The sequence below is a fragment of the Mesorhizobium sp. LMG17149 genome, from assembly GCF_024518695.1.
Taxonomy (GTDB): Bacteria; Pseudomonadota; Alphaproteobacteria; order Rhizobiales; family Rhizobiaceae; genus Mesorhizobium.
This window is the reverse complement of record NZ_JANIFL010000001.1, coordinates 482,291-506,473: the sequence shown is the minus strand read 5'-3', so window position 1 is coordinate 506,473 and position 24,183 is coordinate 482,291. Positions and strand designations below refer to the sequence as shown.

Sequence of the window (24,183 nt, the reverse complement as noted above, 5' to 3'; positions counted from 1 at the left end):
AACAGATGAACGCCCCACTCAAGATCGCCATGCCGGCCGAGGCGGCTGCGGCACCGAAAGCCTACAGGCTGCTGATCGACGGCAGGCATGTCGATGCCCGCGACGGCCGCATGATTGCTCGAAATAGCCCCGGCCACGGCTTCACCGTCTCGCACTACGCACAGGCCGGCGAGGCCGAAGTGGAAGCCGCGGTGCAGGCCGCCCACAAGGCGTTCGAGACCGGTCCATGGCCGCGCATGAAGGCAGCTGAGCGGGCCGCGATCCTGCTCAAGGCGGCTGACCTGATCGAGGCGCGGCTGGAAGAGATCGCCCGGCTCGATGCACTGGAATCCGGCAAGCCGATCGCCCAGGCGCGCGGCGAGATCGGCGGCGCCGTCGACATCTGGCGCTATGCCGCCTCGCTTGCCCGCACGTTGCATGGTGAATCCTACGCCAATCTCGGCGATGCCATGCTGGGCGTCGTCCTGCGCGAGCCGATCGGCGTCGTCTCGATCATCACCCCATGGAATTTCCCGTTCCTGATCGTCAGCCAGAAACTGCCCTTCGCGCTCGCCGCCGGCTGCACGGCGGTGGTCAAGCCTAGCGAAATGACCTCGGCCTCGACCTTCGTGCTCGGCGATATCCTGATGCAGGCCGGCCTGCCCGCCGGCGTCGTCAATATCCTGGCCGGGCTTGGCGCCGATGTCGGTGCGCCGATGGTCAGCCACCCGCTGGTCGAGATGGTCTCGTTCACCGGCTCCACCCGCGTTGGCAAGATGACGATGGCGTCCGCCGCGCAGTCGCTGAAGAAAGTCTCGATGGAGCTCGGCGGCAAGAACGGCCAGATCGTCTTCCCGGACGCCGACCTCGAAGCGGCCGCCGATGCGGCGGTGTTCGGCGGCTTCTTCAATGCCGGCGAGTGCTGCAATGCCGGCAGCCGGCTAATCGTTCACGAGGCGATCGCCGACGATTTTCTCAGCACCGTCAAGGCGCTTGCCGCCAGGGTCACGGTCGGCGATCCGCTCGATGACCAAACCAAGGTCGGCGCGATGATCTCGTCCGACCATCTGAAGAAGGTGGCCGGCTATGTTTCTGCCGCTGAAGGCGACGGCAGCCAGGTTTACAGCGGAGGCAAGCAATTGGCCTCCAATGTCGGCCAATATCTTGATCCCACCATCATCCGCGGCGTTACCGAGGAGATGGCCATAGCGCGCGAGGAAGTGTTCGGTCCGGTGCTCTCGGTGCTGACTTTTGAATCGATTGAAAAGGCGTTGCACATCGCCAACAACACGCCCTATGGTTTGTCGGCGGGCGTGTGGAGCGCCAGCATCGACACTTGCATGTCGGTCGCGCGTGGAGTGCGTTCGGGAACCGTTTGGGTGAACACATTCATGGAAGGTTATCCCGAGCTGCCTTTCGGAGGCTACAAGCAGTCCGGTCTCGGACGCGAACTCGGCAAACGCGCCGTCGAGGACTATACCGAGGAAAAGACAATTCAGTTTCATCGCGGCCAGCGCACCGGATGGTGGGTCGGCTGAGTTGAGAAGAACCCGGTGGGCTTCACCGGTCGTGTAATGCAACAAGGGAGGAAGTACATGTTGCGCAAACTGCTTATCGGAACGGCTCTCGCGTCGGGCCTGGCTTTCACGGCCCACGCCGAGGACGTCAAGGAAGTGCAGATGTTGCATTGGTGGACGTCGGGCGGCGAAGCGGCTGCTCTCAACGTCCTTAAGGGCGACCTGGCCAAGGAAGGCTATGCCTGGAAGGACGTGCCGGTGGCCGGCGGCGGCGGCGATGCCGCCATGACCGCGCTGAAGGCGATGGTCGCGGCCGGCAATTATCCGACCGCCTCGCAGATGCTCGGCTATACCGTGCTCGACTACGCCGCTGCCGGCGTCATGGGCGACCTGACCGAAACGGCGAAGAAGGAAGGCTGGGACAAGTCCGTTCCGGCAGCCCTGCAGAAGTTTTCGGTCTATGACGGCAAGTGGGTCGCGGCGCCGGTCAACGTTCACTCGGTCAACTGGCTGTGGATCAACAAGGCCGTCCTGGACAAGATCGGCGGCACCGAGCCGAAGACCTTCGACGACTTCGTTGCCCTGCTCGACAAGGCCAAGGCGGCAGGGGTGATCCCGCTCGCTCTCGGCGGCCAGAACTGGCAGGAAGCCACCATGTTCGACTCGGTCGTGCTGTCGACCGGCGGACCTGAGTTCTACAAGAAGGCCTTCAACGACCTCGATGACGCATCGCTCAAGTCCGACACGATGAAGAAGTCGTTCGACAATTTGGCCAAGCTCGTCACCTATGTCGACCCCAACTTCTCCGGCCGCGACTGGAACCTTGCCACCGCCATGGTCATCAAGGGCGATGCTCTGGTGCAGGTCATGGGCGACTGGGCCAAGGGCGAATTCAACGCCGCCAAGAAAACGCCGGGCACGGACTTCCTGTGCTATCGCTTCCCGGGCACCGACGGCTCGGTGATCTACAACTCCGACATGTTCGGCATGTTCAACGTTCCGGACGACCGCAAGGCCGCCCAGGTCGCGCTGGCCACCGCCACCCTGTCGAAGAGCTTCCAGTCGGCCTTCAACGTCGTCAAGGGTTCGGTCCCGGCCCGTACCGACGTTCCGGACACCGACTTCGACGCTTGCGGCAAGAAGGGCATCGCCGACCTGAAGGCAGCCAACGAAGGCGGCACGCTGTTCGGCTCGCTGGCCCAGGGCTATGGCGCGCCCCCGGCGGTCGCCAATGCCTATAAGGATGTCGTCTCCAAATTCGTCCATGGTCAGATCAAGACCTCGGACGAAGCCGTGACCGAGCTGGTCAAGGCGATCGACGACGCCAAGTAAGCGCCACGCCAAAAATGCCTTCCCCGCTCCGGCGGGGAAGGCCCAGATCCGCGAACTTAGATCCGCGAAGCTGGTTGGCCGCGAGTCGACGGGAGGAGCCCCATGAGCACGGTAGCGACAAGCCAGATCAAGCTGACGCCGGAGCATGCGCGGCCACGCGCCTCGGTGCGCTCACGCCTGCAGGACGCATTGCCGAAGATCGTGCTGGCGCCGAGCTTCGCCATCACCATCGTCTTCGTCTACGGCTTCATCCTGTGGACGATCTATCTGTCCTTCACCAATTCCAAGACCTTCCCGTCCTATGTCCTGACCGGCTCGCGCGCCTATCAGCGGCTGTGGGGCTGGACCTTCGACACCGACCCGCCGTCGAGCTGGTACACGTCGATCACCAATATGGGTATTTTCGGTTTCCTCTACATCGCAATCTGCCTGGCGCTCGGCCTGTTCCTGGCCATCCTGCTCGACCAGAAGATCCGCGGCGAAGGCGTGCTGAGGCCGATCTATCTCTACCCGATGGCGCTGTCCTTCATCGTCACCGGCGTCGCCTGGAAATGGTTCCTCGATCCCGGCCTCGGCCTCGAGCAGACCTTGCATCAATGGGGCTGGACGAGCTTCCATTTCGACTGGATCAAGAACAAGGATTTCGTCATCTACACGGTGGTCATTGCCGGCGTCTGGCAGGCCTCCGGCTTCATCATGGCGATGTTTCTGGCCGGCCTGCGCGGCATCGACGGCGAGATCATGAAGGCGGCGCAGATCGACGGCGCCACCACCTTCCAGCTCTATCGCCGCATCGTCATCCCGCTGCTGCGGCCGATCTTCCTGTCGGCCTTCATCGTACTCGCGCATCTCGCCATCAAATCCTACGATCTGGTCGTGGCGCTGACCAGCGGCGGCCCCGGCGGCTCGGCCTGGCTGCCCTCCAACTTCATGTATGAGTACACGTTCAAGCGCAACGAAATGGCCGTCGGCTCGGCCAGTGCGGTGATCATGCTGATGACCATCGTCGCAATCATCGTGCCCTATCTCTATTCGGAACTGCGGGAGAAGCCGCGATGAGCGCCGTCACCATTCCCGCCCGCCAGGCCTCCGGCGGCGTCAACGTCAAGGTTATCAACCGCATCGTCATCTACGGGCTGCTGGCGCTGTTTGCGCTATTTTATCTGATGCCGCTGTTCGTCATGCTGGTGACCTCGTTCAAGACCATGGACGAGATCCAGAACGGCAACATGCTGGCGCTGCCCAGGGCACCGACCTTCGATCCCTGGCTGAAGGCCTGGGGCGAGACCTGCGTCGGCCTCACCTGCGCCGGCATCAAGGGCTATTTCTGGAACTCCATCAAGATGGTGGTCCCGGCCGTGCTGATCTCGACGATGCTCGGCGCGCTCAACGGCTACGTGCTGACCAAATGGCGTTTTCGCGGGGCAACGCTGGTGTTCGGGCTGATGCTGTTCGCCTGCTTCATCCCGTTCCAGTCGGTGCTGCTGCCGATGGCGACCATCCTCGGCAGCCTTGGCCGCTTCGGCGTCACGCTGCAGAATGCGACGGGAACCAGCTTTGGCCTCGGCAACCCGACGGTCAACCTCGTCTTCGTCCACGTCGTCTACGGCATCGGCTTCACCACGCTGTTCTTCCGCAACTACTACGAGGCGTTCCCCACCGAACTGGTCAAGGCGGCACAGGTCGACGGCGCATCCTTCTTCCAGATCTTCCGCCGCATCATGCTGCCGAACTCGATGCCGATCTTCGTCGTCACCGTCATCTATCAGTTCACCAACATCTGGAACGACTTCCTGTTCGCCTCGGCATACGCCGGCACCGGCGATGCGATGCCGATGACGGTGGCACTCAACAACGTCGTCAACACCTCGACCGGCGTCGTCGAATACAACGTCAACATGGCCGCCGCGATGATCGCGGCACTGCCCACCCTTCTCGTCTATGTGCTCGCCGGCCGCTATTTCGTGCGCGGTCTGATGGCGGGCGCCGTCAAAGGATAATCCGATGGCTTTTCTGGAAATTGATGGTTTGAGGAAGCGCTTCGGCCAGGTCGAGATCCTGAAGGGGATCGATGTCGAGCTCGAGAAAGGCGGCTTCCTGGTGCTGGTCGGCCCTTCCGGCTGCGGCAAGTCGACCTTGCTCAACACCATCGCCGGCCTGGAGACAATCACCTCGGGCGAAATCCGTGTCGACGGCCGCACCATCAACGATCTGCACCCTTCCAAGCGCGACATCGCCATGGTGTTCCAGAGCTACGCGCTCTACCCCAACATGACGGTGGCCGGAAACATCTCCTTCGGCATGGAGATGCGCGGCGTGCCGGCGGCGGAGCGCCAGAAGGCGATCGACAAGGTGGCCAAGGTGCTGCAGATCGGCCACCTCTTGCAGCGCAAGCCGAGCCAGCTTTCCGGCGGCCAGCGCCAGCGCGTCGCCATGGGCCGGGCGCTGGTGCGCGACCCAAAACTGTTCCTGTTCGACGAGCCCTTGTCCAACCTCGACGCCAAGCTGCGTGTCGACATGCGCATCGAAATCAAGCGCCTGCATGCCACCACCGGCACCACCATCGTCTACGTCACACACGACCAGATCGAGGCGATGACGCTGGCCACCAAGATCGCGGTCATGCGCGATGGCGAGGTGCAGCAGTTCGGCACGCCGGCCGAAATCTACAACAACCCGAGCAATCTCTTCGTCGCCGACTTCATGGGCTCGCCGGCGATGAACCTGATCCCGGCGACGATCGGCACGTCAGGCAACGCGCTGTCCGTCGTGCTGCAGCGCGAAACACGAGAACCGATCTCGCTGCCGATGGCCAATGCACCGGCCGGCCTGTCGGCATTCCAGGGCAAGCCGATCATCTTCGGTGTCCGTCCCGAAGCCCTGACCGATCCGGAAGGTGCCGAGCGCAACGCCTCGCACATCGCCACCGCCGACTGTCACATCGAGGTCGTCGAACCGGCCGGCTCGGACACTTTCGCCGTCACCAATCTCGGCGGCAAGGGCGTGGTGGCGCGGCTGCGCGCCGACGCCAACATCCAGCCGGGCACCAACACGCCGCTTGCCTTCAACCTGACCAAGGCGGTGTTCTTCGACCCGGCGACCGAGACCCGTATTCGCTAATGTATGTCGCCCAAAAGTGGATCCGGTTTTGGGGCAACGACATGCATCAAAACAAAAAACTAAAGCGCGTCGGGACGCGATTTAGGCCATGACAAATCCGGACATCGTCATCATCGGCTCCGGCATCGGCGGCGCTACGATCGCTTCCGGCCTTGCCGGCAGCGGCGCCTCGATCCTGATGCTGGAGCGCGGCGAGCCGTTGCCGGCGACGCCGCACGCGCGCGACACGCGCTCGATCTTCGTCGACGGCCATTACAGGCCGAAGGAGATGTGGCGTGAGGCCGGCGGCGCCGCCTTCAACCCCGGCAATTATTACTATGTCGGCGGCAATTCGAAGTTCTACGGCGCGGTGCTGATCCGCTACCGCAAGGAGGACTTTGCGGCCATGGAGCATTTCGGCGGAGTCTCTCCGGCATGGCCGTTCACCTATGACGAATTCGAGCCCTGGTATTCGAAAGCCGAACAGCTGTTTCGCGTGCGCGGTGCACTGGGCGAGGATCCGACCGAGCCGTTCCATTCGATCCCCTACGCCTACAAGCCGGTGCCCGACGAGGCACCGATCGCCCGCGCCCGCGCCGAGCTGAAAAACCTTGGCCTGCATCCGGCCTCGCTGCCGCTCGGTGTCGACATCGACACCTGGCTGAAGGAGGGCAAGACCGGCTGGGATGCTTTCCCGAACACCGGCCAAGGCAAGGTCGACGCACAAACGGGACCGCTGACGGCGGCCCTCACCGACCAGAACATCAAGCTCGAAACCGGCGCCTACGTCGAATATCTCGAAGCCTCGCCAGACGGCACGACGATATCAGCCATTCACTACCGGCAGAATGGCGAGCTGAAGAAAGTATCACCGAAGCTGGTCATCCTCTCGGCCGGCGCGGTCAACTCCGCTGTCATCCTGCTGCGCTCGCCCACATCGGATGGCAAAGGCCTAGCCAACCGCTCCGACCAGGTCGGCCGCAATTTCATGAACCACAATTCCAGCGCCATGCTGGCGATCGACCCGCGCCGTCGCAACGATGCCGTCTACCAGAAGACCTTGATGCTGAACGACTATTACCTGTCCGACGGCAAGGGCGGCAAGCCGCTGGGGAACGTCCAGTTGCTCGGCAAGATCGACGGCAACATGCTGCGGGCCAATGTCAAATACACGCCGGGATTCGCGCTCGATTTCATGGCCGGCCACGCCGTCGACTGGTACCTGATGTGCGAGGATCTGCCCGATCCGGAAAGCCGCATCATGGTCGACGGCAAGGACATCGTCATGCAATGGCGGCGCTCCAACATGCGGTCGCTCGACGGGCTGACCAAGGTGATGCGCGAAAATTTCCGCGCCTGCGGTTATCCCATCGTTCTGTCGCGCCCCTTCGACAAGCGCACGCCGTCGCACCAATGCGGCACGATAAAGATGGGCGACGATCCGGCGACGGCGGCGCTCGACCCTTACTGCCGCTCCTTCGACCACCGGAACCTCTTCGTCGTCGACGGAAGCTTCTTGCCCAATTCGGCCGCCGTGAACCCGGCGCTGTCGATCGCCGCCCAGGCATTGCGCGTTGCCGATCACATCCGCAAGGTGGAGCTTACGGCATGATCGGTTTGCGCCGCCCCTCATCCGCCTGCCGGCACCTTCTCCCCGTAAACGGGGAGAAGAAAGCTGGTCGCAACCTCGGCGATCCTTTGGCGATTGGCGAGAACGGCGGCGCGAGCGTCCTTCTCCCCGTCACTATACGGGGGGTTGAGGAGTGGTCCGCGCAGCGGACGAAAAGCCAACTGCTTGGCTTTTCGAACGACGAACGCTCCGGCAGGGCGATGAGGGGCGGCGCTGACATCCGCAAGGCTAGCTTCCAATGACCCGCCCCTCCGCCATCGTCACCGGCGGCGCGCGGGGCATTGGCCTTGCCTGTGCCCAGGCGCTGGCGGATGGCGGCTACGATATTCTGGTCGCCGACCTTGCCGAAACAGCCGCTGACGGACTTGCCGCCGACATCACCAAGCGTGGCGCGAAATTTGCCTACATCCAGTGCGACATCGCCGATCTCGCCAGCCACACCGCACTTGTCGATGCCGCGATGCGCGCCTTCGACCGTATCGATTGCCTGGTCAACAATGCCGGCGTCGGCGCCGTGGTGCGCGGTGACCTCTTGGACCTCAAGCCGGAGAATTTCGACCGCACGCTCGGCATCAATCTGCGCGGCACTGTGTTCCTCAGCCAGGCCGTGGCCAAGGCGATGCTGGCCGCGCCAGGCGATCCCCCGAAATCAATCATCACCATCACCTCGGTCAGCGCCGAAATGGCATCGCCGGAGCGGCCGGACTACTGCATCTCGAAAGCCGCACTTTCGATGTGGGTGAAGAACCTGGCGCTGCGGTTGGCTCCCGAAAACATAGGCGTGTTCGAGGTGCGGCCCGGCATCATCCGCACCGACATGACCTCAGGCGTGACCGCCAAATACGACGCCCTCATCGACGGTGGTCTGGTGCCGGCAAAGCGCTGGGGCGAAGCATCGGATATCGGTGCGGTGGTGGCAACGCTCGCCGGTGGCAAGCTCGGCTTTTCGACCGGCTCGATCATCAATGTCGACGGTGCGCTCTCCGTGGCGCGACTGTAAATGGATGGTTTCATGACCGACTACATCATCGTGGGCGCCGGGCCGGCCGGCTGCGTTCTGGCCAACCGGCTGAGCGAGGATCCGGGCAACTCGGTCTTGCTGCTCGAAGCTGGCGGCAAGGACTGGCATCCCTATATCCACATGCCGGCGGGCTTCGCCAAGATGACGAAGGGGATCGCCTCCTGGGGCTGGTCGACCGTGCCGCAGAGAAACATGAAGGACCGCGTCTTCTGGTACACGCAGGCCAAGGTGGTCGGCGGCGGCTCGTCCATCAACGCCCAGATCTACACGCGCGGCAACGCCCGCGATTACGACGCCTGGGAGAAGGAAGAGGGCCTCGCCGGCTGGGGCTATCGCGATGTGTTGCCCTATTTCAAACGCGCTGAGAACAACCAGCGCTACGCCAACGATTTTCACGGCGACCAGGGGCCGCTCGGCGTCTCGAACCCGATTGCGCCGCTGCCGATCTGCGAAGCCTATTTCCGTGCCGGCCAGGAGATGGGCATCCCCTTCAACCCGGACTTCAACGGCGCTGCCCAAGAAGGCGTCGGCTACTACCAGCTGACCCAGAAGGATGCCCGGCGCTCGTCCGCTTCAGTCGCCTATTTGAAGCCGATCCGCGCCCGCAAGAACCTGACCGTCCGAACCGATGTGCTGGTGACGCGCATCGTCGTCGAGAAGGGCCGCGCCATCGGCGTCGAATTGGTCGACAGGCCAGGCGGCGAGAAGAAAATCCTGCACGCCGAGCGCGAGGTGATCGTCTCGTCCGGCGCCATCGGCTCGCCGAAACTCCTGATGCAGTCGGGCATCGGCCCCGCGGACCATCTGAAGTCGGTCGGCGTCACGCCGGTGCATGACCTGCCCGGCGTCGGCTCCAACATGCAGGACCATCTCGATCTGTTCGTCATCGCCGAATGCACCGGCGATCACACCTATGACAACTACGCCAAGCTGCACCGCACGGCCTGGGCCGGCCTGCAATATCTGCTGCTGAAGAAGGGGCCGGTGGCCTCCAGCCTGTTCGAGACCGGCGGCTTCTGGTACGCCGACCCGACAGCCGCCTCGCCCGACATCCAGTTTCATCTCGGCTTGGGCTCCGGCATCGAAGCCGGCGTCGAGAAGCTGAAAAACCCCGGCGTCACCCTGAACTCGGCTTTCCTGCGGCCGCGCTCGCGCGGCACCGTGCGGCTGAAGAGCGCCGACCCGGCCGACCATCCGCTGATTGATCCGAACTACTGGTCCGATCCCTATGACCGCGCCATGTCGATCAAGGGGCTGCGGCTGGCCCGCGAGATCATGCGGCAGAAGGCGCTTGCCCCTTACGTGCTGCGCGAGGTGCTGCCCGGCCCGTCGCTCGCCAGCGACGACGAGCTGTTCGACTATGCCTGCCGCAGTTCCAAGACCGACCACCATCCGGTCGGCACCTGCCGCATGGGCCATGATGATATGGCTGTCGTGACGCCGGATCTGCGGCTGCGCGGTATCGAGGGCCTCCGCGTCTGCGATGCCTCGGTGATGCCGCGCGTGCCTTCATCCAACACCAATGCGCCGACCATCATGGTCGGTGAAAGGGGCGCCGACCTGGTCCTTGGCCGCGAGCCGCTGCCGCCGGCGGTGTTTTCCGGAAACCGGGCTGCTTAGCCACTGAGGGGTAAGATATGATCAGGCACTGTGTTTTCGCTAGATTCCGCAATGATGTCGCCACCACCGAGCGCATGGCGATCCATTCCGATCTCGAGGCGCTTCGACAGGTGATCGACGGCATGGACGCCGTAAAATTCAGCGCCAATGTCAGCCCGGAGCCGTTCGCACGCGGCTTCACCCACGGCTTCACCATCGATTTCCGCGATGCTGCCGCGCGCGATGCCTATCTTGTGCATGAAGCGCACCAGCGCGCCGGCGCGCGCCTGGTTGCTGCCCTGGAAGGCGGCACGGACGGACTGTTGGTGTTTGATCTCGAAATCTAGACCTCACCCTCAAGCCACGATCGAGTTCATCGACAGATGGCACCGGTCGCTCTCATCGCACCTTCCGCCATTCCAGCTGGCGTTCGATCAAATGAGCCACGCGAAAACGTGACCACCGGTCTTCCCTGAACTGGCCGATAATTCCCCCCATCGATGATGATGGAGGAAGATTTGCCCCTTAATTCGCAGCAGAAGAAGACCGTCCTCGCCTCATTCCTGGGCTGGACGCTCGATGCTTTCGATTTCTTCCTTCTGACATTCCTGCTCACCGATATCGCGACCGAATTCCACGCCGACGTGCCCGCAGTCTCCAAGGCGCTATTCCTGACCTTGGCGACACGCTTCATCGGCGCGTTCTTCTTCGGCATGCTTGCCGACAAATATGGGCGCAAGCCCATCCTCATGCTCAACATCGTCAGCTATTCGGTGATCGGCGCGCTGGCCGCCTTCTCGCCCAATCTTGGCATTTTCCTGGCGCTGCGCGCGCTGTTCGGTATCGCCATGGGCGGCGAATGGGGACTGGGCAGTTCGCTGGCCATGGAATCCATTCCGCCGAGCGCACGCGGCATGGTCTCCGGCATCCTGCAATGCGGCTATCCGGCCGGCTATCTGCTGGCGGCGGTGGTCTATGGCCTGCTCTATCAGCAGACGATCGGCGGCTACACGATCGGCTGGCGCGCCATGTTCCTGCTCAGCTTCGTGCCGGCGCTGATCGTGCTCTTCATCCGATCGCATGTGCCGGAATCGCCGGCCTTCGTCGAAGCGCAGAAGACCGCGAGACCGGGCATGTGGGAAACGCTGCAGAAGCACTGGGGCGTCGCGCTCTATGCCGTCGTCCTGATGATGTTCTTCAATTTCTTCAGTCATGGCACGCAGGACCTCTACCCTACCTTCCTGAAGAAGCAGCACGGCTTCGATCCGCATACGGTGAGCTGGATCACCATCGTCGCCAATATCGGCGCCATCGTCGGCGGCCTGGCTTTCGGCGCGCTGTCGGAGAAGATCGGCCGCGTCAACGCCATCACGCTGGCATGCCTGATCGCCTTGCCATCCATCCCGCTATGGGCCTACTCGACCACGCCGTTCATGCTCGCCATCGGCGCCTTCGTCATGCAGGTCGCGGTCCAGGGTGCCTGGGGCGTCATCCCCGTGCACCTCAACGAGCTTTCGCCCGGCGCGGTGCGGGCGACCTTGCCCGGCTTTATTTATCAGGCGGGCAATCTCGCCGCGTCCTATGGCGGCCCCTATCAGGCGGGAATCGCGGAAAGCGCCGGAGGCAGCTATGGCTATGCCCTGGCGCTGTTCGCAGGCGTGGTCGCCGTCTGCATCATCGTCGTCATCCGTTTCAGCCCGGAACGACGTGGCCAGGTGATGACCGTCCTGACCTGAGCGGCGCCTAACCAAGCCTCAGCGCGACGACGCCGGCCACGATGCTGAGCGCGGCGGCACCGCGCCAGCCGGTCATTTTTTCGCCGAGAGCGAAGACCGAGATCATCATGGCGAACAGGATCGAGGTTTCGCGCAGCGAGGCCACCGAAGCGATCGGTGCTTTGGTCATCGCCCACATGACGATCCAGTAGGCGGCGCCGCTGAGCACGCCGGTGAACAGCCCTGCCTTCCAGTCGCGCGCCAGCACCGGCAGTGCCTTCGGCCCGCGGAAGATGAGGCACAGCACCAACGCGCCAAAAGCATCGCAGATGAACAGCCAGGCGGCATAGCTCTGCGCGGTTGCCGCCAGCCGCGCGCCACTGCCGTCCGACAGCGTATAGCTGGCGATGAAGATGGAGGTGCCGAGCGCAAAACCGACCGCGCGCAGGTTAAGCTTTTCCAGATGCGCGCCGCCACGAAACGACATCACCAGCGTGCCGGCCGACAACAGGAAGATACCGAGCATGGCGAACGGGCCGGGAATCTCGGCAACGACGAACATGCCTCCAAAGGCCGAGAGCAGAGGTGCTGTGCCCCGTGCCAGCGGATAGGTCTGTGCGAAATCGCCGGCCTTGTAGGCGCCGATCAGGAAGGTCCGGTAGCCCATGTGGAAAATGACCGAGGCGATGATGTAGGGCCACACCTCCGCCTTCGGCACTTCGACGAAGGGCAGCACCACGAGTGCCGCCGCGCCCATGCCTAATGTCATCAGCGTGATCGACAGGAAGCGGTCGAGATGAACCTTGACCAGCGCATTCCAGATCGCGTGCATGGCAGCGGCGGCAAGCACTGCAAAGAAGACGAAAAGCGTCATGTGGCGATGCCGGGCGTTTCCAGGTCTATGTCGACCCGCAGCGGAAAATGATCCGAGGCAACCTCGCCGATGTCGGCACTGATCGAACGCACCCGCCCGGCGAACATGCCGCCGACGAAGCAATGGTCGAGCCGGCGCTTTGCCAGTCTGCCGTCGATGGTCTTCACATGGGTGTGGAAGTCCGGAACCGGCTCCCCGGCAACGGCGGCGGCATCGACGAAACCGCTGAGATAGGCGGCACCCCTATGGTAGGGCGTGCTGCCGACGATGCGGCGATACTCGGCGCTGTCCGGCTCCATGTTGAAATCGCCCATCCAGATCGCCGCCAGCGGGTTTTCCGGCTCCGCTTCGCCGCTGGTCCAATTGCGCGTGGGCTCGTCGTCGACGCCGCTCCACGGTCCGCCATCGGACGGTGCCCGGCGATGCTCGGCCATGAGGTAGTCGATCTGCTCCAGCCGCTCCTCGGCCGCGATGTGGGCGAGATGCAGCGACAACACCCGCACCGGCCCTGCCGGGGTGCGGATCATGCATTCAAGCGCGGCGTTGCGGGTGTTGAGCGGCCGCTGCGTGCGGCGCATCGGCAGCGCATGTAGCCGCGACCAGACGATCGGAAGTTTCGACAGCAGCATGGTGCCAAACTGGCGGCGCCGATTGACCAGACGGCCGTCGCGCCTTTCGCTGGCATCCATGTCGAAGGCCGGGCCGTAGACCCAGTGATGTTCGGGCAGCAGACGCGAAAGCAGTTCCGGCTGGTCGTCGAAATTGCTGCGCTGCCAGTGCCGCTCGACCTCTTGCAGCGCAATGACGTCGGCGCCGGCAACGATGCGCGCGGCGCGCGAAAGATCGTAGCGGCCGTCGCCGCCGAACCCGTACTGGATGTTGTAGCTGACCAGCTTCATTGCTTATCCGGCTCAATTTCGTGTTGGCAGTAACGGTTCGATGCCACGGTGGCAATGTGCAGGAGAATGGACGTGGCTTGGACCAGCCTTGCCCTTCACCGGGATCATGCACCGATCCCGAAGCACTTCGATATCTTCCGTGCGCCGGAAAACGGCGTGCGATGCCTTATGTATTCAGCGGCTGGAAACGGCCGGGTGGCGACGCCGCCAGTTCGGTCCAGTCGATCTCTTCCTCAAGGCGATGATAGGCTTCGTCGCCAATCGTCCCGTTGCGGCGCAATTCCTCCAGCGCGTCGCGCTGGCTCTTGATCGCATAAAGACGCAAGCGGTCATATTCGGTCGCCGCCTGGGCATCGTCGGGATTTTTGGCGATCTTGCGTTGAGCGGCATATTGCTCGCGCACCGCGGCCGCCGCGTCCGATGTCTTGCCGCTCAATATGTCGAGCGCGGCTTGCATGACCACGACGCGCGCCTGCGCGACCTCGCGGTCGACCGTTTCGTCAGGGTCGAGGTTCAGCAGGCGCAGCAGCGGCTTCAGGCTCATGCCTTGCAGCACCAGCGTGCCGAGCACAACCGTGAAGGCAGCGAGCACGATCGGGTCGCGGGCCGGGAAGTCAGCCGGCAGGGCGAATGCCGCCGCAAGCGTCACCAAACCGCGCATCCCGCACCAGCCGATCAGCACGCCGCCACGAAACGACGGAGCGTCACGCTGACGATCAGCCACGCCGAAACGGCCAAACCACCTGATGATCGCGCCGCACCCCAACACCCAGATGAGGCGTGAGACGATGACGATGGCAAGCACTGTCCCAGCCAGGACGAACGCATCGGTCTGCCCCTGCCCGGCAAGCCGGCCGACGATCGTACGCGCCTGCAGGCCCATCAGCACGAAAGCCAGAACATTGAGCACGAAGACCGCCGTCTCCCAGACCGAATAGGAGCTGATGCGGTTTCTGGCCGGCATGCGGCGCGGCGCGGTGCGGGCGATCGTCATGGCATAGACGACTATGGTGATGATGGCCGACAGTCCGATCCTGTCGGCCAGGATCCAGACCCCGAATGTGCCGGCAAATTGCACCACAGTGCCGCTCGCCGGGTCTTCGATCCGGCCCAGCGTCATCAGAGACACCCGGCCAAGCAGGTAGCCGGCCGCAAGACTGCCGAGCGTGGACAGCAGGATCATCGGAACGGCGCTGCTCAGCAGAATGGAACCTGCTGCCGCCGAAATCGCCATCCGGTAGATCAGCAACGCGGTGGCGTCGTTAAGCAGGCTTTCGCCTTGCAAAATGGCAGTGATGCGATGCGGCACCTTGAACTGGCCAAGCACAGCCGATGCCGCAACCGCATCGGGCGGCGCCACTATGGCGCCAAGCGCTATGGCCGCGGCGATCGGCAGACCTGCCATCGCCCAGCCGGCCAGCGCGACCGTCGCTGTCGTGAAAAGGACGGCACCAAGCGCCAGCAGCACAAGCGGGACCCTGTAGCGGTTGAGATCACGCAGCGACGTATCATAGGCGGCATCGAGCAGCACCGGCGCGATGAACAGGGCAAGCGCCAGTTCCGGATCGATCTCGATGGTCGGCACGCCAGGCACGAAGGCGATGCCTACCCCCGCCAGCGCCAGCAAAGAGGGATAGGGAACCTGCACACGCCGCGACAGCGCCGTCAGCGCAACGGCGATCAACAGCAGAACGAGTGTCAGTTCGAAAAGCGCCATGGCCTGTTATAGCCGGGATGCGAGACGCTGGCAGTGGCAAAGCGGCTGGAAACTGTTGATTGGCCAGCAAGCTCGAGCCGATGGGAATATGCCTCGAATTGCCTTCCACCGATGCCCTGCCAAATCGACAAATGCGCCGACCGCACCGACATCGAAAGCACCGATAGAGGGCTCGCTTAAACACGGACTTCCCTGCATTGCAGCCCATGCCACGCGGACGGAAGCATCTCCCGTCTTCGCAGACCGGGATGCAGCCATTCATTTTGAGCAAGCGCATCAGCCTAGTGCAGCACCAGCATGTCGCTCGACGAGAACGAGATCTCGGCCTTTTCACCGACTGCGGGTGGCGGGGTTGCCGGGCTGTTGAAGGTGTCGAGCGAGACCGTGTTGCCGCCGATGCCGACGCGAACCCGGATGACCGAGCCGAGAAAATGCACTTCGGAGATTTCTCCCGAAAGGCTGGAGTCACGGCCGGGCTGACGGCCCAGCGAAATCGCTTCCGGACGCAGCGCCAGCGACAGCGTGTCACCTGATTTGGAGCCGTTGAGCTTGCCCTTGAGCGAAAACTGTTCGGAATTGACCCGCACCGTGCCTGCAGCGGCATCGGTGACGGTGCCTTCGAGCACGTTCAGCGTGCCGACGAAATTGGCGACGAACTTGGTCGCCGGACGGTTGTAGATCTCGAACGGCGTGCCGACCTGCTCAGCCTTGCCGCCATACATGACGGCGATGCGGTCGGAGATCGACAGCGCCTCTTCCTGGTCGTGCGTGACAAAGATAGTGGTGATGCCGAGCTTCTTCTGGATCGAGCGGATTTCCTCGCGCAGCGACACGCGCACCTTGGCATCGAGCGCCGACAGCGGCTCGTCGAGCAGCAAGAGCTTCGGCTTCGGCGCGATGGCGCGAGCCAGCGCGATGCGCTGCTGCTGGCCGCCCGAGAGCTGATAGGGATAGCGATCCGCCATCTGCGGCAGCTTGATGATGCCGAGCATCTCGGCGACACGGGCATCGATGTCCGCCCTCGGCATGCCGGCGACCTTCAGGCCGAAGCCGATGTTCTGCGCCACGGTCAGGTTCGGAAACAGCGCATAGGCCTGGAACACCATGCCGACATTGCGCTGGTTGGGCTTCAACCTCGTAATGTCCTTGCCGCCGACGACGATCGTGCCGGCGCTCGGCTCCTCGAAGCCCGCCACCATGCGCAGCACGGTGGTCTTGCCGCAGCCGGACGGGCCGAGGAAGGAGACGAATTCGCCGCGCTCGACGTCAAGATTGAAGTCCTCGACCACCGTTGTGGCGCCGAAGGATTTTCGAACGTGCTGGATGGAGAGGAATGGGTCGGCCATGGCTTTGACTTTCAGTTCGGACGGTTCGCCGATCTCGGCGCGAAGCGGGACAGGATCTGTATCAGCGACATGCAGCCCCAGGTGATGGCGAAGGCGATGATGGCAAGTGCCGCCGGCTCATAGGCGCGGTTGGCGCCGATATTCTGCAGATAGGGGCCGAAGGCCGGCCGGTTGAGCAGGCTGGCCATGGTGAATTCGCCGATGACGATGGCGAAGGTGAGGAAGGCGCCCGAGAGCACCGCGATCAGCACGTTGGGCAGGATGACACGGGTGATGATCGTCCCCCAACCAGCACCAAGGATCTGTGCCGCCTCCGTCAGGGTACGCACGTCGATGGTGCGAAGCCCGGTGTCGACAGCGCGATACATGTACGGCAGCGCCAGTGTTGCATAGCCGATGACCAGCAAGGCATTGGTGCCTGTATCGGTCGCGAGGAACGGCAGCGGCGAATTCGACCCGTACATTCTGATGTAGCCGAAGACGATGACGATGGCCGGAATGACCAGCGGCAGCAGGGTAATGAATTCGACGATCGGCCGCAATTGCGGCAGCCGAAGCCGAATCCAATAAGCGGCGGGCACCACGATCAGCACGCCGAGAATGATGGTGAAGAGGGCGGCCAGTACCGAATAGCCGAAGGTGGCCTGGAAACGGGCATCGCCCAACACGACCTTGTAGGCGTCGAAGGAGTACTCCCCGCGCCGCATGCGCATCGAGAACTCCACGGTCGCGATCAGCGGGATGAAAAAGTAGGCCGCGCCAAGAGCAAAGACGAGCCAGGCCCAGAACTTTCCCGACTTCATTTCAGCCACCTCTCGGAACGGGTCCGGAACCAGATGTAGAACACATTGGCAAGACCGGTGATGACGATCATGCCGAAGGCGATGGCATAACCGAGATGGGCATTGTGCAGCACATCTCCACGGATCTGTGCATAGAGCAAAATCGGCACGATGTTGAGCGATGAGCCGGTCAGCGCATAGGCGGTGGCGATGGCGCCGAAGGCGTTGGCGAACAACAGGATCACGGTGCCGAGGAAACTCGGCCAGATCACCGGAATGACCACCATGCGCCAATACTGGGACATGGTCGCGCCCAGCGTCGCGGCGGCCTCGCCCCATTCCTTCTTCAGTCCGTCGATGGCCGGCACGATGATCACCACCATCAATGGTATCTGGAAATAGACATAGGTCAGTGTCAGGCCCCAGAATGACAGGATGTTGAAGCCGTGCGCGTAGATGTTAAGGCCGAACACGGTGTTCAGGATCACCGTCGCAAGGCCGAGGCGGCCGAGCGTGGCGAGGAAGGCAAAGGCCAGCGGCACGCCGGCAAAATTGGAGGCCACGCCGGAAAACGTCAGTGTCGCCGAACGTATCCAGTCTGGCAGGCCACCGCGCACGATGGCGATGGCAATCGCCAGGCCCGCAAATGCGCCAATCAGCGATGACGCAAGACTGATCTTGATCGAAATCCAGTAGGCGGCAACGATGGACGGCTGCGCCAGCGCTGCGATGTTCTCGAGCGTGAATTCGCCGGCATCGTTCTGGAATGCACCCAGCATCAGATAGAGCGTGGGCAGGATGAGGAACATGATGGCGAAGATGAAGAAAGGCGCGACACCAAGCCATTGTGTCGGCAGCCGCATGCTGCGTGCTTCGGCGGGAGGCGCAGTCTTCCCGGTAACAGCGTGGTCGGACAATGAGATATCAGTCATGCGCCGGCTACCGTCTTCGAGAGAAGGACCGGGCGGCCGCGAAGCCGCCCGGCATGGTGTGAGTTACTTCACGTTGGCGCCGACGACGGCATCCCAGTTCTTGGTGATGGCTTCCTTGGACTTGCCCTGCTCCTCGAGTGTCGGGAACACGGCGGACGCATAGGCTTCGGCCGGCGGCAGCTTGGCCAGGATGTCAGCCGGGATCTTGCCGTTCTTGGCGAGATCGTTGAAGCGGATCGGGTGGCAATAGCCTTTCAGCCAGCCGATCTGGCCTTCGTCGGAGTAGAGGTATTCGAGCCAGAGCTTGGCTGCATTCGGATGCGGCGCGTAGGCGCTGATCGCCTGCACGTAGACACCGGCGACAACACCGGTCTTCGGCACGACGACGTCGACGGGCGGATTGCCCTTCAGCGTGTCGCGGCCTGCGAGCGCGTTGTAGTCCCAGGTGACGAGGATCGGGGTCTGGCCCTGGGCGAGCGTCGCGGCCTTTCCGATGACCGGCACGAAATTGCCGGCGGCATTGAGCTTCTTGAAGAAGTCGAGGCCAGCGGTACCGGCAGCTTCACCAGCGGCGGCGCCTGACGACAGGCCGGCGGCATAAACCGCCTGGATCGCCTGGTTCGAGGCACGCGGATCACCGGCAAGGGCCACCGAGTTGGCGAATTCCGGCTTCAGCAGGTCGGCCCAGTCGGCCGGAGCTTCCTTGACGAGATCCTTGTTCACCTGGAAGGAAAGCACGCCGTAATAGTCGCCGGTCCAGAAACCTTCGGCATCCTTGGCGCTGTCGGGGATCGAGTCCCAGGTCGACACCTTGTAGGGCTGGATCAGGCCATCAGCCTTGGCGGTCGGGCCGAAGGACAGGCCGACGTCGATGACGTCGGGCGCCTGCGGGCCCTTGTTGTCCTTGTTGGCCTTGATCGCCTCGATCTCGTCGCCGGAACCGGCATCGGGATTGAGTTCGTTGACGGTGATTTCCGGATACTTCGCCTTGAAGCCTGCAATGACGTCGCCGTAGCCGCACCAGTCATGCGGCAACGCGATGGTGGTGAGCTGGCCTTCCGCCTTGGCGGCCTTGACGAGATCGTCCAGCGAATCCGCGGACGAAATCACCGTCGACGCGAAAAGCGCCGCGGCCGAAAGGGAAAGCACTTTCCCCGTGAATTTGAACATGTGTTCTCTCCGTTGAACTGACGCCGTTGGACGCCTGCGATGCGGTATCGTTTTCATGTGACAGCCAGATGAAAGCTTTGTGAAAGCGGCTGCTCGCAGTGCGAAAAAGTAAACTCTTTTTAACCTGATGTAGCAATCGCTCCGCGATTCTTTTTCCGGCTAACTAGTTTTTGCCTTGCCCGTCATCCTCCCCCTTGTTTTCATAGCCCCTTTTCAGATCACTTTGCGGCGCGGAAAACGCCTCAGATCGTGCCGGCGATGGCGTTTTCGAGCAAGGTCAGCGCCGCCTTCTTGGTCAGCTTGACCGGGTTGCCGCCGGCAGTCGGATCGACCACCGCCATATCGGCGATCAGCGTCTTACGCTTCTTGTCCATGTCGAGCCCCTTGATAAGGCCGGGCAGTGCATGCGGCACCTTCAGTTCCTTGCGAAGCTTGATGATGGCTTTGGCGAAGCCGTCGAAGCCGCCCTTGATGCCGCAATAGGCGGCGAGCCGGCCGATACGCTCCTCAATGGAGTCCCGGTTGAAGGCCAGAACATAGGGCATGAACACCGCGTTGGTCATACCGTGATGGGTGTCGTAGAGCGCGCCGACCGGGTGCGAAAGCGAATGGATGGCGCCGAGCCCTTTCTGGAAGGCGGTGGCGCCCATGGCGGCGGCGCTCATCATATGGGCACGCGCAACGAGATCCCCGCCGTTGGCATAGGCCTTCGGCAGGTTCTCGAAGACCAACCTCACACCTTCGACGGCGATGCCGTCGGCCATCGGATGGTAGCCGGGCGCGCAATAGGCTTCGAGGCAATGGGCCAGCGCATCCATGCCGGTACCGGCGGTGATGAAGCCGGGCATGCCGACCGACAGTTCCGGATCGGCGATGACGATTGCCGGTAGAAGTTTCGGATGGAAGATGACCTTCTTGGTGTGCGTCGCCTCATTGGTGATGACGCCGGCGCGGCCGACCTCCGATCCGGTGCCGGCTGTGGTCGGCACGGCGATGATCGGCGCGATCGCATCGGAATTGGCGCGCGTCCACCAGTCGTCGACATCCTCGAAATCCCACACCGGCCTGACCTGCCCGGCCTGGAAGGCGATCAGCTTGCCGAGATCGAGCGCCGAACCGCCGCCGAAGGCGATGACGCCGTCATGCTTGCCCTTCTTGAACACGGCGATGCCGGCGGTCAGGTTGGATTCGACCGGGTTCGGCCTGACCTCGGAGAAAACGCCGTAAGGGACCTTCGCATCGTCGAGGATCTCTAGGGTCGAGGCGACGACCGGGAGTTTCGCCAGGCCAGGATCGGTGACGAACAACGGCCGCTTGATACCGGTGGCCGTCAATACCTCGGGCAATTCCTTGATGCGCCCTGCGCCGAAGCGGACGGTGGTGGGATAGTTCCATTTGGAGATCAGCTTGGGCATTTTTGTCTTTCAATAAATCAGATGGCTTCGCGCAGATGGAATGATTTCGGCCTGGTGAGATTGTCATAGCCGATGGCCGACAAGCCCGCGCCTTTGCCGGTGTCCTTGACGCCGGTCCAGACCAGTGCCGGATCGAGGTAGTCGCAACGGTTCATGAACACCGTGCCGGTCTCGACGCGGTTGCCGATCGCCACGGCATGCTCGGTATCGCGCGTCCAGATCGAAGCGGTCAGCCCGTAGGGGCTGTCGTTCATCAGCGCGATCGCCTCTTCGTCGTTGCGCACCTTCATGATGCCGACGATCGGGCCAAAGCTTTCCTCCCGCATGACGCTCATCTGATGATCGACATTGGTCAGCACTTCCGGTGCTAGATAAGGCGAACCCGCCTTGTCGTTAGCCACCTTCATATTGATGTGCGCCTTGGCACCCTTGCGCAGCGCTTCGGCCTTCTGTTCGCGGATCAGGTCGGCGAAGCGCGCCTGCGCCATCGGTCCCATCGTCGTCGCCTGGTCGAGCGGGTTGCCGACGACATAGTTCTTGGTCTCGGCGATGAAGCCTTCGACGAATTCGTCATAGACCTTTTCGTGCACATAGACGCGTTCGATGCCGCAGCAGCACTGGCCGGAATTGTAGAAGGCGCCGTCGACCAGATTGGCGATCGCATGATCCATCTTGGCGTCCGGCAGCACATAGGCCGGATCCTTGCCGCCAAGCTCGAGGCCGAGCGTCATGAAGGTGCCGGCCGCAGCCTTTTCGATGGCGCGGCCGCCACCGACCGAACCGGTGAAATTGACGTGGTCGATCTTGCCCGAGCCGAGCAGCCTTTCGGTCTGCGCGTGATTCAGCACGACATTCTGGAACACGCCCTTGGGCAGGCCGATCTTGTCGAAAGCCTGCTGGAAGCGCTCGCCGACCAGCAGCGTCTGCGCCGCGTGCTTGAGGATCACGGTGTTGCCGGCCATCAGCGCCGGCACGATGGTGTTGACGGCGGTGAGGTAAGGATAGTTCCACGGCGCGATCACCATGACCACGCCGAGCGGGTCCTTCTTCACATAGCGGCGGAAGCCGTCCTTCGGGTTGGAGGCAGGCACCGACTTGAGCGCCTGCTCGGCGATCTCGACCATGTAGGTGGTGCGTTCCCTGACGCCGCCGAACTCACCGCCGTAGCGTATGGGCCGCCCCATCTGCCAGGCGATCTCCGGCACGATCTCGTCTGATATCGCGACCAGCGCTTCCAGCATGGCGAGCATGTACTTGCCGCGCTCGACGATCGGCGTCTCAGCCCATTTCTCTTGCGCCGCCTTGGCGCGTTCCACCGCTGCATTGATTGCCTGGTCCGTTGCCACGGGCCGCTCGGCATAGATCGAGCCATCGACCGGGGATTTAAGTTTTACGGTTTCCAATTAAACGCTCCTGAACTTCATTCTTCCAACACAGCTGTCGTGCCGAACCAGACGTCTTCAACATCCGGATCGCGCATATTTTTCGACAGCCAAATCTTCACGATAGTCTCGATTATCTCTTCCGGTCCTGTCCCATACTTGTGTTCCACGACCCAGCTCTTGTCCCGACCGGTTATCGGAATTGCTCCCCTCGCCAGGAGGCCCTTCAGAGCCGTCCTGGTGAACGTCGCAAGATCTTCGCCATCGAGACCAAATTCATGTCGGCCTACAGGAATAACCTGCCATAGACCGACTGCATCGATATCCAGTTCGTTTGGAGCAAGCGCGACCCACTCCGCCGCTGACATATCGTAGCTGCGATGGCGCTTGTTCCAATCCATCCCTAGTACCGCTCGAACCCTCTGTGCAGTTCCCAATCCGTGATGCGGCGGTCGTATTCAAGCTGCTCCCACTTTGCGGTGTGGACATAATGTTCGAGCACATCCTCGCCGAGCGCCTGCTTGAGCATCTTCGACTTCGCAAGCGTCTCGGTGGCATCGCGCAGCGTCTTCGGAATCTCCGGCAGGCGCGATGCCTGATAGGCATCGCCGACGAACGGCTTCTGCAATTCCAGCTTCTCGTCGATGCCGGCAAGGCCGGCGGCGATCAGCGCTGCGAACGCAAGATACGGGTTCAGATCGGCGCCGCCGATGCGGCATTCCATGCGGATGCCCTTGGTGCCCTCGCCGCACAGGCGGAAGCCGGCGGTGCGGTTATCCTCGCTCCACATGATCTTGGTCGGCGCGAAGGTGCCGGCCTGGAAGCGCTTGTAGGAGTTGATGTAGGGCGCCAGGAACCAAGTGAATTCCTTGGCGTATTTGAGCTGGCCGGCGGCCCATTGCTGGCCAAGCGTCGACAGCGTCCAGTCGGCCGCCTTATCGAAGAACAGCGGCGTCTTGCCATCGGCGCTCCACAGCGAATTGTGGATGTGGCTGGAATTGCCGGCGAGCCCGTAATTGTATTTGGACATGAACGAAATCGCCTTGCCCTCGGACTCCGCGATTTCCTTGGCGCCGTTCTTCAGGATGACGTGACGGTCGGCCATGTCGAGCGCCTCGGCATAGCGCACATTGATCTCTTCCTGGCCCGGACCCCACTCGCCCTTGGAATTCTCGATCGGAATGCCGGCCGCTTCCATCTCGTTGCGAAGCCGGCGCATGACGCCTTCTTCCTTGGTGGTGATACCGATCTGGTAGTCGCCGATATAGGGTGAAGCGGTATCGAGACCTTGCCAGTGCTTCTTGCGGGCGGAATCGTATGTCTCGTTGAACAGATAGAATTCGAGCTCGGAAGCGAAATAGCCTATATAGCCGCGCTCCGTCAGCCGCTTGACCTGCTTCTTCAAGATGGCGCGCGGCGAATGTGGCAGGTCATCATGGGTGTGGTGGTCGAGCACGTCGCAGATCACGAGTGCGGTCTTTTCCAGCCAGGGAATGCGCCGCAGCGTGGCGAGATCCGGCTTCATGACGAAGTCGCCATAGCCCTTCGACCAGCTCGCCGCCTTGTAGCCGGGCACCGGCTCCATATCGATGTCTGCGGCCAGCAGATAATTACAGCCATGCGTTTCGTCATGCGCGGAATCGACGAAGTACTGCGCCAGGAAGCGTTTTCCCGCCAGCCGTCCCTGCATGTCGACGATGCAGGCCAGCACGGTGTCGATCTCACCGCTGGAGACCGCTTTCTTCAACTGATCGAACGAGAAATTTCCGGCCAT

22 protein-coding genes are annotated in these 24,183 nt (G+C 62.6%); 11 read left to right on the top strand and 11 right to left on the bottom strand.

The window, feature by feature from the left end:
• Positions 1-5: 5 nt before the first annotated feature.
• From NP945_RS02410 to NP945_RS02360, 11 genes are all read left to right on the top strand, one after another.
• On the top strand, positions 6-1,517 hold the full coding sequence (locus NP945_RS02410) for an aldehyde dehydrogenase family protein (protein ID WP_256745475.1): 1,512 nt from the start codon (positions 6-8) through the stop codon (positions 1,515-1,517).
• Between the two features lie 57 nt (positions 1,518-1,574).
• Positions 1,575-2,828, top strand: coding sequence for an ABC transporter substrate-binding protein (locus NP945_RS02405; RefSeq protein ID WP_256745474.1), 1,254 nt, complete (start codon positions 1,575-1,577; stop codon positions 2,826-2,828).
• 102 nt (positions 2,829-2,930) lie between these two features.
• Complete coding sequence (locus tag NP945_RS02400) at positions 2,931-3,887, top strand: carbohydrate ABC transporter permease (protein WP_024502750.1); 957 nt, start codon at positions 2,931-2,933, stop codon at positions 3,885-3,887.
• Positions 3,884-4,828, top strand: a complete 945-nt coding sequence (locus NP945_RS02395) for a carbohydrate ABC transporter permease (RefSeq protein WP_127319170.1) — start codon at positions 3,884-3,886, stop codon at positions 4,826-4,828. The genes NP945_RS02400 and NP945_RS02395 overlap by 4 nt, the downstream gene beginning before the upstream one ends.
• A gap of 4 nt (positions 4,829-4,832) precedes the next feature.
• Positions 4,833-5,948 (top strand): ABC transporter ATP-binding protein, encoded by a 1,116-nt coding sequence (locus NP945_RS02390; protein ID WP_127319168.1) that lies wholly within the window; start codon positions 4,833-4,835, stop codon positions 5,946-5,948.
• An 88-nt stretch (positions 5,949-6,036) separates the two neighbouring features.
• Positions 6,037-7,539 carry a GMC oxidoreductase gene (locus NP945_RS02385; protein ID WP_256745473.1) on the top strand — a complete coding sequence of 501 codons (1,503 nt, stop codon included), beginning with the start codon at positions 6,037-6,039 and terminating at the stop codon, positions 7,537-7,539.
• Entirely contained in the window at positions 7,536-7,799 is a 264-nt protein-coding gene (locus tag NP945_RS02380; RefSeq protein WP_127269730.1) for a hypothetical protein, read from the top strand. Before NP945_RS02385 ends, NP945_RS02380 begins: the two co-directional genes overlap by 4 nt.
• Positions 7,796-8,557: a 3-ketoacyl-ACP reductase gene (locus tag NP945_RS02375; RefSeq protein WP_127269732.1), complete on the top strand. Its 762-nt coding sequence runs from the start codon at positions 7,796-7,798 to the stop codon at positions 8,555-8,557. Before NP945_RS02380 ends, NP945_RS02375 begins: the two co-directional genes overlap by 4 nt.
• 12 nt (positions 8,558-8,569) lie before the next feature.
• Positions 8,570-10,198 carry a GMC family oxidoreductase gene (locus tag NP945_RS02370; protein ID WP_256745472.1) on the top strand — a complete coding sequence of 543 codons (1,629 nt, stop codon included), beginning with the start codon at positions 8,570-8,572 and terminating at the stop codon, positions 10,196-10,198.
• A gap of 17 nt (positions 10,199-10,215) precedes the next feature.
• Positions 10,216-10,524, top strand: a complete 309-nt coding sequence (locus tag NP945_RS02365; RefSeq protein ID WP_256745471.1) for a Dabb family protein — start codon at positions 10,216-10,218, stop codon at positions 10,522-10,524.
• 153 nt (positions 10,525-10,677) lie between these two features.
• Positions 10,678-11,913, top strand: a complete 1,236-nt coding sequence (locus tag NP945_RS02360) for an MFS transporter (RefSeq protein WP_081738768.1) — start codon at positions 10,678-10,680, stop codon at positions 11,911-11,913.
• 7 nt (positions 11,914-11,920) lie between these two features.
• On the opposite strand, the gene NP945_RS02355 is transcribed toward NP945_RS02360, so the two are convergent.
• From NP945_RS02355 to NP945_RS02305, 11 genes are all read right to left on the bottom strand, one after another.
• A complete protein-coding gene (locus tag NP945_RS02355) occupies positions 11,921-12,766 on the bottom strand; it encodes an EamA family transporter (RefSeq protein ID WP_013529691.1) in 846 nt (281 codons plus the stop codon).
• Entirely contained in the window at positions 12,763-13,665 is a 903-nt protein-coding gene (locus NP945_RS02350) for an endonuclease/exonuclease/phosphatase family protein (protein ID WP_256745470.1), read from the bottom strand. Before NP945_RS02350 ends, NP945_RS02355 begins: the two co-directional genes overlap by 4 nt.
• Before the next feature lie 166 nt (positions 13,666-13,831).
• The gene (locus NP945_RS02345) at positions 13,832-15,382 is read right to left on the bottom strand and encodes a sodium:proton antiporter (protein WP_256745469.1); all 1,551 of its coding nucleotides are present in this window, start codon (positions 15,380-15,382) and stop codon (positions 13,832-13,834) included.
• A 281-nt stretch (positions 15,383-15,663) separates the two neighbouring features.
• Positions 15,664-16,728: an ABC transporter ATP-binding protein gene (locus NP945_RS02340; protein WP_256745468.1), complete on the bottom strand. Its 1,065-nt coding sequence runs from the start codon at positions 16,726-16,728 to the stop codon at positions 15,664-15,666.
• An 11-nt stretch (positions 16,729-16,739) separates the two neighbouring features.
• Complete coding sequence (locus tag NP945_RS02335; protein WP_256745467.1) at positions 16,740-17,531, bottom strand: ABC transporter permease; 792 nt, start codon at positions 17,529-17,531, stop codon at positions 16,740-16,742.
• Positions 17,528-18,442: an ABC transporter permease subunit gene (locus NP945_RS02330; RefSeq protein WP_023810098.1), complete on the bottom strand. Its 915-nt coding sequence runs from the start codon at positions 18,440-18,442 to the stop codon at positions 17,528-17,530. Before NP945_RS02330 ends, NP945_RS02335 begins: the two co-directional genes overlap by 4 nt.
• 63 nt (positions 18,443-18,505) lie before the next feature.
• Complete coding sequence (locus NP945_RS02325; RefSeq protein WP_127809372.1) at positions 18,506-19,612, bottom strand: ABC transporter substrate-binding protein; 1,107 nt, start codon at positions 19,610-19,612, stop codon at positions 18,506-18,508.
• 242 nt (positions 19,613-19,854) lie between these two features.
• Entirely contained in the window at positions 19,855-21,027 is a 1,173-nt protein-coding gene (locus tag NP945_RS02320; RefSeq protein ID WP_256745466.1) for an iron-containing alcohol dehydrogenase, read from the bottom strand.
• A 17-nt stretch (positions 21,028-21,044) separates the two neighbouring features.
• Entirely contained in the window at positions 21,045-22,430 is a 1,386-nt protein-coding gene (locus NP945_RS02315) for an aldehyde dehydrogenase family protein (RefSeq protein ID WP_256745465.1), read from the bottom strand.
• A 17-nt stretch (positions 22,431-22,447) separates the two neighbouring features.
• Positions 22,448-22,810, bottom strand: coding sequence for a hypothetical protein (locus NP945_RS02310; protein ID WP_256745464.1), 363 nt, complete (start codon positions 22,808-22,810; stop codon positions 22,448-22,450).
• A 2-nt stretch (positions 22,811-22,812) separates the two neighbouring features.
• A complete protein-coding gene (locus NP945_RS02305) occupies positions 22,813-24,183 on the bottom strand; it encodes a glutamine synthetase family protein (protein WP_127268306.1) in 1,371 nt (456 codons plus the stop codon).